Below are 16333 nucleotides of genomic sequence, written 5' to 3'. Positions count from 1 at the left end.
TAAGTGCTTTTATAATGGTAGCAAGCTAATAACTCATTAATTGTACCATTTTAGAAAAGTGATGTGTTAAACTAGTTTTCTTTTAAAGATAACTTTAAAGGTTGACAGACTCCCCCTTAAGACAATACTATAGTATAGATGAATAAAATCGCCTAAGTGATGGAGGAATTTTGATGGCGCAATTATATTTCAAATACGGTGCCATGAACAGTGGAAAATCGATCGACATTTTAAAAGTGACTCATAATTATGAAGAACAGGCAAAATCGGTCGTTTTACTAACGAGTGCAGTTGATGACCGAACAGGCAAAGGAGTCGTTGCCAGCCGAATCGGCATTAATCGAGCTGCGCAAGTGATTGAGGAAGACACTGATATTTTCGAGCTGGTAAAAGCTATTGCGCCAAAACCATTCTGTGTCTTGCTTGATGAAGCACAATTCCTAAAAAAAAGACATGTGATCCAGTTGGCAAAAGTCGTTGATGATTTAGATATCCCAGTCATGGCCTATGGACTTAAAAATGATTTTCAAAACGAACTATTTGAAGGTTCTAGGTATTTGTTGATCTATGCTGATAAAATTGAAGAAATAAAAACAATTTGTTGGTTCTGTGCCCACAAAGCAACGATGAATATGCGAATACATGATGGTAAGCCCGTTTACGCTGGTGAACAGATCCAAATTGGAGGCAATGAGTCCTATTGGCCGGTTTGTCGTAAACACTATTTTAATCCGCCGCTCGATGATTCTGGCAGAGTCAAACCACGGGCATTAGAGACTAAAGAGAGAAGGTGAAAAATGTTTGATCAACTTGATGCTTTTATCATTCGTCATGATGAATTGAATGAACTTATGAGTGATCCAGAAGTTATTTCTGATACCAATCGGTTTATGAAATTATCGAAAGAAGAAGCAGACCTTAGACCAAAAGTTGCTACGTTCAAGCACTACCAAAAGGTGGTTGCTGAAATAGCTGAGACAGAAGAATTATTAAATGATAAGTTGGATCCTGAGATGTTAGAGCTCGCTAAGGAAGAGTTATCACATCTCAAATCTGAAAAAGAACAGTTAGAAGAAGAAATTAAATTATTGCTACTTCCACAAGATCCCAATGACGATAAAAATATCATTATGGAGATCAGAGGGGCAGCTGGTGGTGACGAAGCACAGCTTTTTGCGGGCGACTTATTTGAAATGTATTCTAAATATGCTGAAAAAGAGGGCTGGAAGGTCGAAGTTATTGATGCCAATATCACTGGTATCGGGGGATATAAAGAGATTATCTTAATGATTTCTGGCAACAAGGTATACTCTAAACTGAAGTATGAGTCTGGTGCTCATCGTGTCCAACGCGTACCGACGACCGAATCACAAGGACGCGTCCATACGTCAACAGCTACTGTTGTTGTGATGCCAGAAGCTGAGGATGTTGAGCTTGATCTTGATGACGCAGATATCAGAATAGATATCTACCATGCATCAGGTGCTGGTGGACAACATGTCAACAAAACTGCTTCTGCTGTTCGTTTGACACATATTCCGACAGGCATTGTCGTTGCTATGCAGGATGAACGTAGTCAGCTAAAGAATAGAGTAAAGGCGATGAAGGTTTTGCGAGCTCGTGTCTTTGATCATATCAGGACAGAAAAGCAATCCGCCTACGATGCCAAACGCAAGTCTGCTGTTGGAACAGGGGACCGGTCAGAGCGAATTAGAACGTATAACTTCCCTCAAAACCGTGTGACGGATCATCGAATCAATCTGACCTTACAAAAGTTAGATAGCATATTGAATGGCAATCTAGACGAAATTATCGACGCATTGATTCTAGCGGATCAAAGTGCTCGGTTGGAGAAATTAAATAATGGCGAAGACTGAGACACTAAGAGAAGCCCTTGAAAGGGCTTTTTTAACTATAGGCGACCGTCAAATCTGCCAGAAACTGATCATGGATCGACAAAAATGGTCTTTGACTACCTTTGTGAAAAAGTTAGATCAACCACTCGATGCCACAATCAGTGATCAGCTAACAGCTGACAGCGAGCGTTACCTATCAGGAGAACCAATACAATATATTATCGGAGAAGAACAGTTTTTCGGGCGATGGTTCAAGGTCACTAAAGATACGCTGATTCCTAGGCCAGAAACTGAAGAGCTTGTTAAACGCGTACTTGACACCTATCAAACAACAGAACCGTTAAAACTAGTTGATTTAGGGACGGGGAGTGGCTGTATCGCAGTGACTATCGCTGCTGAACGGCCAACTTGGTCCGTTGTAGCGACGGACATTTCCGATTCTGCATTAGCTATCGCTAAAACTAATAATGAGCGATTAGCAGAAGGGCGTGTTACTTTTTTAAAGGGATCCATTTTAGAGCCTTTAAGAGGGAACCGTTTTGATATTATTGTTGCTAATCCACCCTATATCGGGAGAAGTGAGTGGTTGGAAGTAGACGATGTTGTCAAACGGTACGAGCCTGAACAAGCCCTTTTCGCAGAACAAGATGGCGTAGTTTTTTATCAGGAATTTATAGATACTCTTCCATTACTGAGCCATTATCCTCAATATATAGTGATGGAAATTGGTTATCGACAAGGCCGTCGACTTGAACAGTTGTGCCAAGCTCTAGAAAAAGAGTATACTGTTCATATTATCAAGGATCTGAATCAGCACGATAGGATGGTTGAATTGAAACGAAAGAAAGTTGATGAAAGAAAGTCGATGACTAAAATGACGGATGAAATGACGAACAAACAGACAAACAAACCGAAGACTACTAAACTGTTGAAAAGAGAAGATATTACAGATGCTGCTAGGGCTTTGAGGGATGGCGAACTGGTGGCTTTTCCAACTGAAACTGTTTATGGATTAGGGGCAGTGATCTCTAATGAAAAGGCTGTTAAGGGTGTATATGCTGCTAAGGGAAGGCCAAGTGATAACCCCTTGATTATGACCGTGAGTGATCTTGAAATGGCCAAACGTTATCTTGAACCCCTGAGTCATCGAGCTGAAAAATTGATCAAAGCTTTCTGGCCTGGCTCATTGACCTTAGTTTGTGATGTTATCCCAGGATCTGTGTCTGATTCAGTAACGAGCGGTCGATCGACGGTTGCTGTGAGATTTCCAGATGATCCTTTGACAACGACTTTAATTAAAGAAGTTGGTGAACCAATCGTTGGTCCAAGTGCTAATACGAGTGGAAAACCTAGTCCAACCACCGCTGAGCACGTTATGCATGATTTACACGGCAAGATTTACGGGGTCCTAGATGGTGGAACGACGAATGTGGGGATTGAGTCAACTATTGTTGATGTCTCTAGTGGAAGTCCATTCGCCATCCTACGACCAGGTAATGTGACCAGAGAAATGATTGAAGCGGTCGCTGGCCCATTGGATGAGCTTTCAGTCGATCCTGCTGCTGCTCCAAAAGCACCCGGAATGAAGTATCGACACTATTCCCCAACAAAACCAGTTTTTGCTATTGACGAACGCGTGAATGAGTGGCAAAATGCGATAAGTCTGACTGATGATCGGACAGCTTTAGCAGTACCTGATTCACTGTTAAAATCGTTGGCACCTTCAGTGGCAGATAGCGATCGTGTTATCTATCAGTTGGGAGCGACAACACAAAACTGGCAGCATCGGTTATACGATGTCTTGAGGGATATCGATGACCAGCCAACAATCGATCAGTTACTGATCTATTTACCGGTTGACAATCCGGCTAATGAGGGTTATCGTAACCGATTGATGAAGGCTGCTCACGGGCCATTCGTTAAAGATTGATAACTATTGCGCTTACAATAATTATCATTCATGGATTTCACTAGCATTACTAGTATGAATTCAGTAAAATAACGACAGTAGTGAGTGATTTATCAAAGCATCTAGAAGGGGGTAATATAATGGCAGAAGAGCTGCTATCAGCTAATTTCCATGTGATGGACCATCCACTGATCCAACACAAATTAACAATCATTCGTGACAAAAATTGTGGGACAAAAGTTTTTCGAGAAGTAGTGAATGAAATATCGATGTTGATGGCTTATGAAGTTAGTCGCGATCTACCGCTTGAAGATATCGAGATTGAGACGCCTTTAGTCAAAACAACCCAGAAAACACTAACAGGTAAGAAAGTTGCCATAATACCGATATTAAGAGCTGGACTTGGCATGGTCGATGGCATATTGGAATTGATTCCTGCCGCTAAAGTCGGCCATATAGGGATGTATCGCGATCACGATACTCTGGAACCGGTTGAGTACTTTATCAAGTTACCAAGCGATATTGCAGAGCGACAATTATTTGTGGTCGATCCAATGCTGGCGACTGGAGGTTCGGCAATTGCTACAATCGACGCCTTAGTTAGAAGGGGTGCAGCTCCTGAATCTATTAAATTCTGCTGTTTAGTTGCAGCTCCTGCTGGCGTAAAAGCATTACAAGCTGCCCATCCAGGTATCAAGATTTACGCTGCTGCTTTAGATGAAAAGCTAAATGAAGCATCTTATATCCTACCTGGTTTAGGAGATGCTGGTGACCGTTTATTCGGAACCAAATAGAGTTTTACAACATTTAGCTGTGTAGCAAGTTAAGCTAGATTTTCAGTAAAACTGTATTTTCAGTTAAAGTGAGGTGAAAATATGGAAAGTCCATTTATATTTGAGTTTTTTGGGATGTCGTTTAGTGCAACAGTATTATTGGCGAGTTCAGCAAGTGTGTTGATTATTTTTGCAACTTTATTGGTGTTATCTCGTCATATCAGTGTTGTGCCTAAAAGACCTCAAGCTGCTCTTGAAATGCTCGTTAGTTTCACAAATGGAATAGTTGATAGTTCAATGCCTAAGGCTGTTGGAAGTCAATACTATCTTTTATCGCTCGTTTTATTTCTTTTCCTGGCAATCAATAACATGTTGGGATTAATGACGATAATCAGTTATAAGGATTTTTCTTTTTGGGGAAGTCCAACATCTAGCGCAATCGTGTGTTTAGGGTTATCTGCCATGGTAATTCTTTTCTCACATTACCAATCTGTTGAAAAATTTGGGGCAAAGGCCTATGTTAAAAACAACTATTTGTCGCCAATGCCATTGATGCTTCCAATCAATCTTATCGAAGAATTTACCAATACATTGACACTTGGTCTTCGGTTGTATGGAAATATCTATGCCGGCGAAATTTTGCTAGGACTTATTGCAATGCTTGCAACAAGCCACGGGTTAATTTCTGGCATATTTGCCGTACCGTTGGCCATGATTTGGATTGCATTTTCAGTCTTTATAGGAATGATTCAAGCATTTGTGTTCACAACTCTGTCAATGGTTTACATTTCACATAAGGTGATTGTCGAGGAATAAAGCCTTGACCTTGTAAACGAGAAAAGCCTATAATTAAACCACTATAATAAGGAAAATGAAGGAGAGACTTTATATGATATATATCGCTGCAGCAATCGCTGTTGGGTGCGCCGCTTTAGCCGCTTCATTTGGTAACCAAACAGTTATTGCAAAAACAATCGAAGCAATGACCCGCCAACCAGAAATGAAAGGCTACTTCCGTACCACTATGTTTATTGGTGTTGGGTTGATCGAAGCCGTTCCAATCATAGCAGTAGTATTTGGTTTCGTTTTAGTGTTTCTATTCAGTTAGTAACCATTGCCTACATAGTAAAGGAGAATTCAAATGACTATTGCCGCGACTCATGGCATAGCAGTCGGTGATTTACTGGTAATCGCCCTTTCGTTTGTGATCCTAATGTTACTGATTTCAAAATTTATTTGGAAACCTTTAACAGTAGCGATGGATAAACGTGCTGAATTAGTGACCACTGATTTAAAACAGGCGGCTGCTGATCGGCAAAAAGCACAGAAAGCAAAAGACAAGGCAGAATCATATATTGCCACTGCTAAGCAGGAAGCACAACAAATTTATAATCGCGCAAAAGAATCAAGCGCGTCTCTTGAAAAAGAAACATTGCTCAAAACAAAAGATGAAGTTGCTCAATTGAAGCGTGACGCTGATAAAGAGATTGCTAGCAATAAAGAAAAGACGTTGGTAGACCTTCAAGGTGAGATCGGAGATTTATCGATCAAATTGGCTGAACAGATTCTCCAAAAGGGAATGTCTCCAAAAGACCATGAAGATTTGATTGAACGTTTTATCAAAGGAATTGATAAGCTATGAAGAAGACCTTAGCCGTTCGTCGTGATGTGGAAACTTTTTATAAAGAGATGCAAAAACTTAATAAGGCAGATATCATCTACAAAGATGTTATCGACTTAAGAGAAGGCATTCAAAATTTAAACAAGTTCGATCAAAGTATGGTTTTGGAACGGATACCGGATGATGAGAAGCTAGCATTTTTGAAGGATATCACGAAAAGCTTAACACCTGAGTGGTCAAACTTTTTCTTGGAAACAGCGTATGCTTATCACTTTAATTATTTGGCGGATGCCATCAATTTTTACATCGCTGCCTATGAAAAAGAGTTGCTGATCATTGAATCAGTGGTTCCGTTATCCAATGAACAAACTGAACGCATCAAAGCGTCGTTCGAGAAAAAATTACAACACTCTTTCCCCCATGTGAAGCACCAACTAGTGCCTGATTTGATTGGTGGGGTCGTAGTGAGAACAAAAAATTATGTGTTGGATGGATCGCTTAGAAAGCAATTCACCCAAATTGAAAGGCAATTACATGTTAAGTAAGAGAGGTGACTGAATTGACTGAAAAAACAACTGGCAACAATCAATCTCAAGCTGTTGAAACGACTAGCGATAAAATCACAGAGATCAAGAATAATGTGGTCAACGATATTACAGCTAAGATCAATGCCTTTGAAAATAAGTATCTTATTGAAGAGGTCGGCGAGGTCACCTATATCGGTGATGGAATTGCAAAAGTTGTTGGCCTAGAGAATGTAATGTCAGGCGAATTGATTGAGTTTGCAAATGGAACACAAGGCATGGCTCAAAATTTAGAGAATGAAGAAGTCGGAATCATCATATTTGGTGATTATGATGATATTCATGAAGGTGACCTTGTTCGTCAAACTGGAAAGATCATGGAAGTCCCTGTCGGACAATCAATGATCGGTCGTGTGGTGGATGCTCTTGGAGCACCAATTGATGGGTTAGGTCCTATCAATACTGCTCGAAACAGACCAGTAGAACATAAAGCACCTGGCATTATGGATAGACAACCCGTTAAACAATCGCTTGCAACGGGTTTAAAAGCGATTGATAGTTTAGTGCCGATTGGTAAAGGTCAACGTGAGTTGATTATCGGTGACCGTAAAACGGGGAAAACGTCGATTGCTATTGATACGATTATTAATCAAAAAGGTAAAGATACAATCTGTATTTATGTTGCAATTGGACAAAAGGAATCAACTGTTAAAGCATTAGTTGAGACACTTCGCAAAAATGGTGCAATGGATTACACTGTCATCGTCAGTGCAGGAGCATCTGAACCTGCTCCATTACTTTATATAGCCCCTTATTCTGGTACAGCTATCGGGGAAGAATTTATGGCAAATGGTCAAGATGTTTTGATCGTTTACGATGATCTCTCAAAACAAGCGGCCGCATATCGTGAAATATCCTTGCTGTTACGTCGTCCGCCTGGTCGTGAAGCTTATCCTGGTGATGTTTTCTATTTGCATTCTCGTTTACTAGAACGGTCTGCTAAATTGAATGATGAGTTGGGTGGAGGATCAATGACCGCTCTTCCTATCGTCGAAACACAAGCAGGAGATATCTCAGCTTATATCCCGACAAACGTGATCTCTATCACTGACGGGCAAATCTTTTTACAAAGCGACTTATTCTTCTCAGGTGTTCGTCCGGCTATTTCTGCTGGTTTGTCTGTGTCCCGTGTTGGTGGTTCAGCGCAAATCAAAGCGATGAAACAAGTGTCTGGAACGTTGAGAATCGATTTGGCAAGTTATCGCGAATTAGAGTCATTTGCACAATTTGGCTCAGATTTAGATGCTACAACCCAAAAGAAACTAAATCGTGGTAAGAGAACTGTTGAAATACTCAAACAGTCTATCCATAAACCATTAGATGTTGAACTGCAAGTAGCTATTTTGTTTGCTCTTGTGCATGGGGCTATAGATGAAATCCCGGTAGACCGTGTTGGAGAATATGAAAACAAATTGTTCGATTATTTGAAAGGACAACATCCTGAGTTGTTGCATCATATTTCAGAAACGGGAGAATTGCCTGATGAAGAAACATTCTATCATGCAATCTATGATTTTAACGATACTTTTTAAAGAAGGAAGTGATTGCTAATGAGTGCTTCATTGATCGAAATCCAAAAACGTATTGATTCCACTCGAAAGACAAGTCAAATCACGAGCGCGATGCAAATGGTTTCTGCTTCGAAGCTAACGAGATCAGAAGCAATCATCAAACAGTATGAAAAATATGCAAAGCGTATCAAGGACATGATCTTACATCTAGCCTACTCAAACCTTGATCAGCTTGCAGAAGAAGCCAACAACGGCGAAGAGCAAGACGATAATCAAAGTGGTGCTACTTATTTAGACTATCATGACATGTTATTAGTCAGACCAGTTTTAAAAACCGCTTATTTGATTATTGCCTCTGATCAGGGATTGGCGGGAGGTTATAATAGTTCTATTTTTTCAAGCATGTTGGAACTATTTCAAAAGGACCATGATTCCGCAGATGGCATCTTTTTAATGTGTATCGGCGATTCTGCTAAGCGTTTCTTTGAAAAAGCCGGCTATTCGATTGATTGTAGCATCCCAGGCATCAGTGATTATCCCACTTTTGATGAAGTGAGAGATCTGGTGCGCAAAAGTGTGACATTATATCGACAAGGTGAATTCGATGAACTTTATGTTTGTTATAATCACCATGTCAATGCCCTCGTCTCTAATTTCAGGGTTGAAAAAATGTTGCCATTAGTTGATGTGGATGAAATGGATAATCGCAAGACGCCAAGAGCTAATGTAGATTATCTTTTTGAACCGTCTAAGGAAGCAATTTTAGAACAATTACTTCCTCAATATGCTGAGAGCTTGATTTACGGCTCAATCGTTGATGCTAAGACCGCGGAACATGCTGCCAGGATGACAGCAATGCGTAATGCAACTGATAATGCAAAATCATTGATCAGTGATTTGACAACCGAGTTGAACCAAAGTCGTCAGGCACAGATCACTCAAGAAATAACTGAGATCGTTGGTGGAGCAGCTGCTCTAGAATGATAAGAATGATCTCAAGAGAATTGAGGATAGAAAGAGAGGAAAACGATGAGAAAAGGACAAGTCATTCAAGTCGTTGGTCCAGTCGTTGATGTCCGATTTCCAATTGAAAATGGTGTACCTGATATCAATCATGCTTTAGTTGTCAAAGGACTTATGAGGGAAGACAACGAAGAAGAAGTGGTACTAGAGGTCGCCGTTGAATTGGGAAACGGTGCAGTAAGAACGATTGCTATGGAATCAACTGATGGGCTTAAGCGTGGCATGGAAGTCATCGATACTGAAAAAGCAATCAGTGTTCCAGTTGGAAATGAAACACTTGGGCGAGTCTTCAATGTATTAGGTGACCCAATCGATCGTAAAGGCGAGTTTAAAGCGGATTTCCCACGTGAACCGATTCATAAATTGCCACCTAAGTTTGAAAACTTAAGTAGTAATTATGAAATATTACCAACTGGGATTAAAGTCATCGACTTGTTAGCCCCTTACTTAAAAGGTGGTAAGATAGGATTGTTTGGTGGTGCCGGTGTTGGTAAGACCGTATTGATTCAAGAGTTAATCCACAATATCTCAGAAGAACTAGGTGGGATATCTGTATTTACAGGTGTTGGAGAACGGACACGTGAAGGGAACGATTTGTATCATGAAATGAGTTCCTCAGGTGTTATCAAGAAAACTGCCATGGTGTTTGGTCAAATGAATGAGCCACCTGGTGCCCGGATGCGTGTGCCTTTAACGGGGCTCACGATTGCTGAACATTTTCGTGATACAGAAAAACAAGATGTTCTATTATTTATAGATAATATTTTCCGGTTTACACAAGCAGGTTCTGAGGTATCAGCCTTGCTTGGACGTATGCCATCTGCAGTTGGTTATCAACCAACACTTGCTACAGAAATGGGACAATTGCAAGAACGGATTACCTCGACTCAGAATGGGTCAATCACTTCAATCCAAGCCATTTATGTGCCAGCAGATGACTATACAGATCCAGCGCCAGCTACCACATTTGCCCATTTGGATGCAACAACTAACCTGGAACGCCGTTTGACAGAACAAGGTATCTATCCGGCTGTTGACCCATTAGCTTCAACTTCTAGTGCTTTGACGCCTGAAATTGTAGGTGATGAACATTATCAAGTTGCTCGTGGTGTGCAACAAACACTACAAAGATATCGTGAACTACAAGATATCATTGCAATCCTTGGGATGGATGAGTTATCGGACGAGGAGAAAATCGTTGTGAATCGTGCAAGACGTATTCAATTATTCTTGTCTCAAAACTTCCATGTTGCTGAAAGCTTTACAGGAATTCCTGGTTCTTATGTTCCTATTGAAGATACTATCAAGGGCTTTAAAGGTATATTAGATGGCAAGTATGATGATATTCCAGAGGACGCTTTTCGTAATGTTGGACCAATTGAAGATGTCTTAAAAAAAGCAAAACGTGAGGGAACTGACTAGGGGGTACTGTAATGAGTGAAGAGTCACTAATTGTAAATGTAGTTACTCCTGAGGGCAACCGATTCACCCACCATGCTACAAGTGTCACTGTTGACACAGTCACAGGACCGTATACCGTTTTAAGAAACCATATTGCAATGATTGTGCCACTAAAAATCGGAGCAATCACGGTAAAACGTGATGTTGATGGCAAAAAAGTAACAAACTTGATAGCTGCTGATAGTGGAATACTTGAGGTATATCAAAACGAAGTCAACATCGTGGTCAATACGGCAGAACGGGCGCGCGATATTGATATAGATCGCGCTAAATTAGCAAAGGAAAAAGCTGAAAAGATAATTGCACAAAACAGTGGCCGACGTGAGGAAGCTGAAATGAAACGTGCTGAGATTGCTTTAAGTAAAGCTATCAATCGAATTGGTGTTGCGTCTAGAAGAAAATAATATTAAGATTAGGTTGCCAGGTGGAAACACCTGGCTTTTTTATGGTATTATTACAACTGTTAAGGTGGGATGGACATGGTTTCAATTGGCGTATCAGCAGTCATCAAAACAATCGTTTATTTAGTGATGATGTATATTAGCTTTTGGGCGCTCCAATCTATTCGGTTAGACCGGTTATTGAAACCTAACTTTGAACGCCAAGCTAGGATGCTTTATATCCTGATGTCTTTTGCATTGGGGTATTTGTCAGCTAAATTTGTCTTGACGATATTTGACCTTTCTCAACTGTATTCGTTACTATTTTAAATGGTATGGCTAATATAGTATCAGACATAGCGTCATACAATAAAGGTCACAAAACAAAGTACTACCTATATAGCAATAAATAATAGCAATAAATAAAAAAATGACAAGTATACAGATTTAGATAAAACAACAAGTGTACAGATCAACAAAGCATAAAAATCAAATAAAAACATACAAATCAAATAAAATGTTCATTGAACGACACGATGATGACGTGAACAGATGAGTCGAGGAGAATTTTCATGGATGTAATGAAGGTAAAGGGTGGCAACCCATTAAAAGGAACAGTGCGTGTTGAAGGCGCTAAGAACGCCGTGTTGCCAATTATTGCAGCGAGTATTCTTGGAACAGAGACCGTATCCGATTTTCAAAATGTGCCTAATCTCTCTGATGTACATACAATGCTCAAGGTGTTGGATGCTTTACAGGTTAAAACAAATTTCAATGAGGAAAATTATACTGTCAAGATTGACGCGACTGGTCAATTAAGTACGACTGCTCCTTTTGAGTATGTTAGTAAAATGAGAGCTTCAATCGTAGTAATGGGGCCCCTGTTGGCTCGCTATAATCATGCTAAGGTAGCCTTACCAGGTGGTTGTACAATCGGGTCAAGACCTATTGATATTCATCTAAAAGGGTTTGAAGCGATGGGTGCAAAAATCACCTTACAAAATGGCTATGTTGAAGCTACTTGTGATGGCTTACACGGCGCAACCATTTATCTTGATTTTCCAAGTGTAGGGGCAACTCAAAATTTAATGATGGCCGCCTCTCTCGCAACTGGTACGACAATTTTGGAAAATGTAGCTAGAGAGCCAGAAATAGTAGATTTAGCTAATTATTTGAACAAAATGGGCGCAAAAATCGTTGGTGCTGGGACTGAAACCCTACGCATTGAAGGCGTTGACCAACTTCGTGGTACAAATCATGCAATTATTCCTGATAGAATTGAAGCTGGTACATTTATGATTGCTGCTGCTGTGACGGGTGGAGATGTCTTTATTGAAGATGCAGTTGTTGAACACAACCGCGCACTAGTAGCTAAATTAACCCAAATGCGTGTTGTATTCAGAGAAACTCCTGATGGTATCCGTGTTATTGGACCGAGACGATTAAAGGCGACAGATGCTAAGACATTACCTTACCCAGGTTTTCCAACGGATATTCAAGCGCCGTTCACGATTGCCCAAGTATTGGCTGATGGTAAATCTTCTATGACGGAAACGGTATTTGAAAACCGGTTTCGTCATTTAGAAGAAATGAGACGAATGAACCTTAATTTTACAACACAAGGACAAACGGCCTTCTTGCCTGGTAATACTGCATTAAATGGTGCCGTTGTAGCTGCTACAGATTTAAGAGCTGCTGCTGCCTTGATTATTGCAGGATTATGCGCGACTGGTGAAACGACTGTCACTAATCTCCAATATTTAGATCGTGGTTATTATCATTTTAAAGAAAAACTAGAGAGCTTAGGGGCAAATATCACAAGAGTAGAAAGCCCAATTACTGTGGCTTAAGGTGTTCATACGCTAGTCAAATAGGTCGGCATCAATTGTCTAATAGCTCGTTGATAGGGCACAAAACGATCATCTCATAAGAGGTAAGCTAACGAAATCAAATGTAATCAAACACTTCAATAACTGGCCTAAAAAGCCAGTTATTTTTACTTTTTATCAAAATAGTCTGTGGTATAATGAAACGGAAATAACTAGGAGGATGGCAGATGGTAAAAGACATTGGAATCGATCTAGGTACTGTAAATACTTTGATCAATATTAAGGGGCAAGGTATCGTGTTAGATGAGCCGAGTGTCGTGGCCGTGAATCAACTAACAAAAGAACCAATAGCCTTTGGTAAAACAGCTAACGATATGATTGGAAGAACGTCTCAAGATATCGAGATCGTTTTTCCACTTAAGGGTGGTGTCATTGCAGATTTCGATGCTACGATGGCAATGGTGGACCATTTTGTCAAAAAATTAAAAATAACATCTGTTTTGACAAAACCAGACATGCTGATTTGCGTTCCAACTAGTATAACTGATGTCGAACGTAAAGCCATTATTAATATGGCTGAGCAAAGTGGTGCCAAAAGAGTCTATGTTGAGGATGAGCCTAAAGTAGCAGCCGTTGGATCTGGTCTCAATATCTTTATTCCAAGTGGCAATATGATTATTGATCTAGGTGGAGGAACGACAGATATAGCTGTTATTTCACTTGGTTCGACAGTAGTCAGTAAATCAATCAAAATTGCTGGGGACCAAATGGATGAGGACATCATCAGATATGTCAAAGAGAATTATGAGCTCCTTATTGGGGATGTCATGGCGGAAAAAGTCAAGAAAAAACTGGCAAGAGCAACTCCTGATATCGAGCCTGCCTCGATGAGAGTTAGCGGCAGAGACCTAGCAACTGGTCTTCCAGTGACTAAAACAATTAAATCTGATGATATTTCAGAAGCGATAGCGACAACATTAGATACGATTATTGCAACTGCTGCCGGTGTTTTAGAAAAGACGCCTCCAGAGTTATCTAGCGATATTATGTTTAAAGGAATCTACCTCACGGGAGGCGGTGCCTTAATAAAAGGAATTGAAGGGTTATTTAGCGAAGCTCTGGGTGTTAAAGTGATCGTGCCTGAGAACCCCCTTCAAAGTGTAGCCTTGGGAGCAGGTGACCTCCTTGAAAAATTAAATTCAAAAACGGGTTTTTGGACGAGTATAAAACGTCTGTTTACTAGTAGACAAATCTTTATCAATCCGACTGGCCGTGAAAATAATCAAGGGGCAGCTGTTCGGGTGGAGGGCAGATCTGCTAGCGTTCCAAAATCCGATTCGGCGACGAAACAAGTTGGAAAAAATGATCATGCTCACCATACGACTGATGATAAAGAAAAACATGAAGACTTACCCCAAGAAGACCAATTAGCTGTTAGAGAAGAGCAGTTGCCATCAAACACGTCTGTAAAAGACACCACTGAAGAAGTCAGTGACGACACCATAAATCATGCAGAAACGGGAAGTGATTCAAGCGAACAAGAAACAGAAAACAACTCAGAAGAAACAAAGGAGAGCGCAACGGAAAAGCCAAGCAACTCCTCTGAAGAGAACAGCGAGAAGCTTTCTTAATGTGCTTTTATGGCTCCTTCTTGGGACATTAGCTGCTTTATTTTTACTCGCAATTGGCTTGATGATAGGATATGGAATCGTTGGAGATGGCAAAGCAACCGATATATTGGATCCATCGACATGGCAAAACTTAATGAGTTATTTTAATCGTTGATTGTGTGAGCTGTGTGTATATGTCATAATTGTCACGGCAACTGACTTTTCTGCTCTGACTTGAGTGAGGCCCAATAAAAAGCTTCTTAAAGAGATGTCAGCAGGAAAAGAAAAGGTTAAATCTAATTATTAGTCAGTTTTGGTCAAATATGCTATACTCAGAACAATGACAATATGAGATGGAGGATTATATATGAATTTGATACCTACAGTAATTGAACAATCAGCTCGTGGAGAACGTGCTTATGATATCTACTCTCGTTTATTGAAAGATAGAATCATTATGGTGAGCGGTGAGGTCGAAGATAATATGGCCAACGCAATAATTGCTCAATTACTATTTTTGGATGCTCAAGAACCTGACAAGGATATCTACATGTACATTAACTCGCCAGGTGGCTCTGTGACAGCTGGATTAGCAATCTATGATACGATGCAACTGATTAATGCAGATGTTCAAACTATCGCGATGGGTCTAGCTGCTTCAATGGGCTCTTTCTTATTGACAGCCGGTACAAAAGGAAAACGATTTGCCTTACCAAATGCTGAAATCTTGATCCACCAACCTTTAGGTGGAGCACAAGGGCAAGCTACTGATATAGATATTGCAGCTCGCCACATTCTTAAAACAAGGGATCGTCTAAATAGAATTTTGGCAGAACAAACCGGCCAACCCCTAGAAGTGATTGAAAAGGATACAGACCGTGATAACTATCTTTCTGCTGAACAAGCAAAGGAATATGGCTTGATCGATGATGTGATGTTAACGAACAAAAAGACTAAGAAAGACAAAAAATAATCATGGGAAATCGAGATGAGTTTACTGGTGTTATTATTGGAAACAGTGAAGCACCGATAAAAGTGACAGAGTTTATAAATGTCTCTTGTCCTGACTGTAAACGGTGGTTTGAGAAAACCCAATCTTTCTATGCGCCATTAATTGCGACTGGAAAGATAGTGGTGCAGGTTTATCCTTACCAAAAAGATAAACAGGCTCTACTAAAAGGGAACGAAGCCCATCATTACCTTGATTTGTCAAATAGCGATACTTTTCTAAAACAAGTGACCTCTTTATATAATGACTTTGACGAGTGGCGCTCACTTGATGGGGCATCGTTACAACAGTTTTTTGAAGAGAACTTAGGCCCTAAGCAGGCTAATGAGGCTACTTTTAAAGAAGCTGAAAAATTATTGAAACATTATGGTACAGAGAATGTGCCAACCATTGTGATCAATGACCATGTATTCGATGAATTTGCAACAATTGAAGACTTAAGTACAGCTATGGGACTCTGACACTCTTGTCAGAGTTCTTTTTTTGTGACGAATTTACAATTTAAGTGCAACAACAATAATAAAATAAAAAAAGATCCATAGTTTTCCTATAAAATAGATGTACCAACCAACTATTAGAAGGAGAAAGCTATGAATCCATACACACATCTTACCATGAATGAGCGAGAAACAATATTCCTAATGTATGAACAAGGCGAAACTATCGGGCATATATCCGAGACCCTGGACCGTTCTAAATCGACTATCTCAAGAGAATTACATCGTAATTCAAACAAGGATGGCAGTTATTCACCGTCAACTGCTCAT

General features: G+C 40.1%; 18 protein-coding genes and 1 pseudogene. All 19 read left to right on the top strand.

The genetic code is table 11. The features are described from left to right. Positions 1-173 precede the first annotated feature (173 nt). Positions 174-794, top strand: a complete 621-nt coding sequence (locus H541_RS11765; protein WP_022796434.1) for a thymidine kinase — start codon at positions 174-176, stop codon at positions 792-794. 3 nt (positions 795-797) lie between these two features. Continuing rightward, positions 798-1877 carry a peptide chain release factor 1 gene (gene prfA, locus H541_RS0106065; RefSeq protein ID WP_022796433.1) on the top strand — a complete coding sequence of 360 codons (1080 nt, stop codon included), beginning with the start codon at positions 798-800 and terminating at the stop codon, positions 1875-1877. Beyond that, positions 1864-3786, top strand: coding sequence for a peptide chain release factor N(5)-glutamine methyltransferase (prmC, locus tag H541_RS13845; RefSeq protein WP_022796432.1), 1923 nt, complete (start codon positions 1864-1866; stop codon positions 3784-3786). The genes prfA and prmC overlap by 14 nt, the downstream gene beginning before the upstream one ends. A gap of 119 nt (positions 3787-3905) precedes the next feature. Continuing rightward, positions 3906-4559, top strand: a complete 654-nt coding sequence (gene upp, locus H541_RS0106055) for a uracil phosphoribosyltransferase (protein ID WP_022796431.1) — start codon at positions 3906-3908, stop codon at positions 4557-4559. A gap of 81 nt (positions 4560-4640) precedes the next feature. Beyond that, entirely contained in the window at positions 4641-5354 is a 714-nt protein-coding gene (atpB, locus tag H541_RS0106050) for a F0F1 ATP synthase subunit A (RefSeq protein WP_022796430.1), read from the top strand. Between the two features lie 73 nt (positions 5355-5427). Beyond that, positions 5428-5646, top strand: coding sequence for a F0F1 ATP synthase subunit C (gene atpE, locus H541_RS0106045; RefSeq protein ID WP_022796429.1), 219 nt, complete (start codon positions 5428-5430; stop codon positions 5644-5646). A 33-nt stretch (positions 5647-5679) separates the two neighbouring features. Continuing rightward, entirely contained in the window at positions 5680-6180 is a 501-nt protein-coding gene (gene atpF / locus H541_RS0106040; protein WP_022796428.1) for a F0F1 ATP synthase subunit B, read from the top strand. Continuing rightward, positions 6177-6704, top strand: a complete 528-nt coding sequence (locus H541_RS0106035; RefSeq protein ID WP_022796427.1) for a F0F1 ATP synthase subunit delta — start codon at positions 6177-6179, stop codon at positions 6702-6704. The genes atpF and H541_RS0106035 overlap by 4 nt, the downstream gene beginning before the upstream one ends. Before the next feature lie 95 nt (positions 6705-6799). Next, positions 6800-8275: a F0F1 ATP synthase subunit alpha gene (gene atpA / locus H541_RS0106030; RefSeq protein ID WP_420805192.1), complete on the top strand. Its 1476-nt coding sequence runs from the start codon at positions 6800-6802 to the stop codon at positions 8273-8275. An 18-nt stretch (positions 8276-8293) separates the two neighbouring features. Beyond that, complete coding sequence (locus tag H541_RS0106025) at positions 8294-9238, top strand: F0F1 ATP synthase subunit gamma (protein ID WP_022796425.1); 945 nt, start codon at positions 8294-8296, stop codon at positions 9236-9238. Positions 9239-9283: 45 nt separating this feature from the next. After that, positions 9284-10699: a F0F1 ATP synthase subunit beta gene (gene atpD / locus H541_RS0106020; protein ID WP_022796424.1), complete on the top strand. Its 1416-nt coding sequence runs from the start codon at positions 9284-9286 to the stop codon at positions 10697-10699. Between the two features lie 11 nt (positions 10700-10710). Further along, the gene (locus H541_RS0106015; RefSeq protein WP_022796423.1) at positions 10711-11142 is read left to right on the top strand and encodes a F0F1 ATP synthase subunit epsilon; all 432 of its coding nucleotides are present in this window, start codon (positions 10711-10713) and stop codon (positions 11140-11142) included. Positions 11143-11217: 75 nt separating this feature from the next. Beyond that, entirely contained in the window at positions 11218-11448 is a 231-nt protein-coding gene (locus H541_RS11760) for a DUF1146 family protein (RefSeq protein ID WP_022796422.1), read from the top strand. A gap of 242 nt (positions 11449-11690) precedes the next feature. Beyond that, a complete protein-coding gene (murA, locus tag H541_RS0106005) occupies positions 11691-12968 on the top strand; it encodes a UDP-N-acetylglucosamine 1-carboxyvinyltransferase (RefSeq protein WP_022796421.1) in 1278 nt (425 codons plus the stop codon). Positions 12969-13174: 206 nt separating this feature from the next. Continuing rightward, positions 13175-14143: pseudogene (mreB, locus tag H541_RS11755) on the top strand (rod shape-determining protein MreB); the annotation flags it as partial. 436 nt (positions 14144-14579) lie between these two features. Then, on the top strand, positions 14580-14732 hold the full coding sequence (locus H541_RS13395; RefSeq protein WP_022796419.1) for a DNA-directed RNA polymerase subunit beta: 153 nt from the start codon (positions 14580-14582) through the stop codon (positions 14730-14732). A 192-nt stretch (positions 14733-14924) separates the two neighbouring features. Further along, a complete protein-coding gene (gene clpP / locus H541_RS0105990; protein WP_022796418.1) occupies positions 14925-15530 on the top strand; it encodes an ATP-dependent Clp endopeptidase proteolytic subunit ClpP in 606 nt (201 codons plus the stop codon). 2 nt (positions 15531-15532) lie between these two features. Further along, the gene (locus H541_RS0105985; RefSeq protein WP_022796417.1) at positions 15533-16027 is read left to right on the top strand and encodes a thioredoxin domain-containing protein; all 495 of its coding nucleotides are present in this window, start codon (positions 15533-15535) and stop codon (positions 16025-16027) included. Positions 16028-16156: 129 nt separating this feature from the next. After that, on the top strand, positions 16157-16333 hold a 177-nt coding region (locus tag H541_RS11750; RefSeq protein WP_033420814.1), incomplete at its 3' end, for a helix-turn-helix domain-containing protein.

The organism is Bavariicoccus seileri WCC 4188 (genome assembly GCF_000421665.1).
GTDB lineage: Bacteria > Bacillota > Bacilli > Lactobacillales > Aerococcaceae > Bavariicoccus > Bavariicoccus seileri.
Note: the sequence above shows the minus strand (reverse complement) of the source record. Positions and strands in the feature narration are given on the sequence as shown.

Bases quoted from the DNA above. Each gene is read 5' to 3' on its own strand.
- clpP (WP_022796418.1), top strand. From the start codon at position 14,925: ATGAATTTGATACCTACAGTAATTGAACAATCAGCTCGTGGAGAACGT.
- H541_RS0106025 (WP_022796425.1), top strand. From the start codon at position 8,294: ATGAGTGCTTCATTGATCGAAATCCAAAAACGTATTGATTCCACTCGA.
- murA (WP_022796421.1), top strand. From the start codon at position 11,691: ATGGATGTAATGAAGGTAAAGGGTGGCAACCCATTAAAAGGAACAGTG.
- atpF (WP_022796428.1), top strand. From the start codon at position 5,680: ATGACTATTGCCGCGACTCATGGCATAGCAGTCGGTGATTTACTGGTA.
- prmC (WP_022796432.1), top strand. From the start codon at position 1,864: ATGGCGAAGACTGAGACACTAAGAGAAGCCCTTGAAAGGGCTTTTTTA.
- upp (WP_022796431.1), top strand. From the start codon at position 3,906: ATGGCAGAAGAGCTGCTATCAGCTAATTTCCATGTGATGGACCATCCA.
- H541_RS0106035 (WP_022796427.1), top strand. From the start codon at position 6,177: ATGAAGAAGACCTTAGCCGTTCGTCGTGATGTGGAAACTTTTTATAAA.
- atpB (WP_022796430.1), top strand. From the start codon at position 4,641: ATGGAAAGTCCATTTATATTTGAGTTTTTTGGGATGTCGTTTAGTGCA.
- atpD (WP_022796424.1), top strand. From the start codon at position 9,284: ATGAGAAAAGGACAAGTCATTCAAGTCGTTGGTCCAGTCGTTGATGTC.
- prfA (WP_022796433.1), top strand. From the start codon at position 798: ATGTTTGATCAACTTGATGCTTTTATCATTCGTCATGATGAATTGAAT.
- H541_RS0105985 (WP_022796417.1), top strand. From the start codon at position 15,533: ATGGGAAATCGAGATGAGTTTACTGGTGTTATTATTGGAAACAGTGAA.
- H541_RS11765 (WP_022796434.1), top strand. From the start codon at position 174: ATGGCGCAATTATATTTCAAATACGGTGCCATGAACAGTGGAAAATCG.
- atpE (WP_022796429.1), top strand. From the start codon at position 5,428: ATGATATATATCGCTGCAGCAATCGCTGTTGGGTGCGCCGCTTTAGCC.
- H541_RS11760 (WP_022796422.1), top strand. From the start codon at position 11,218: ATGGTTTCAATTGGCGTATCAGCAGTCATCAAAACAATCGTTTATTTA.
- H541_RS0106015 (WP_022796423.1), top strand. From the start codon at position 10,711: ATGAGTGAAGAGTCACTAATTGTAAATGTAGTTACTCCTGAGGGCAAC.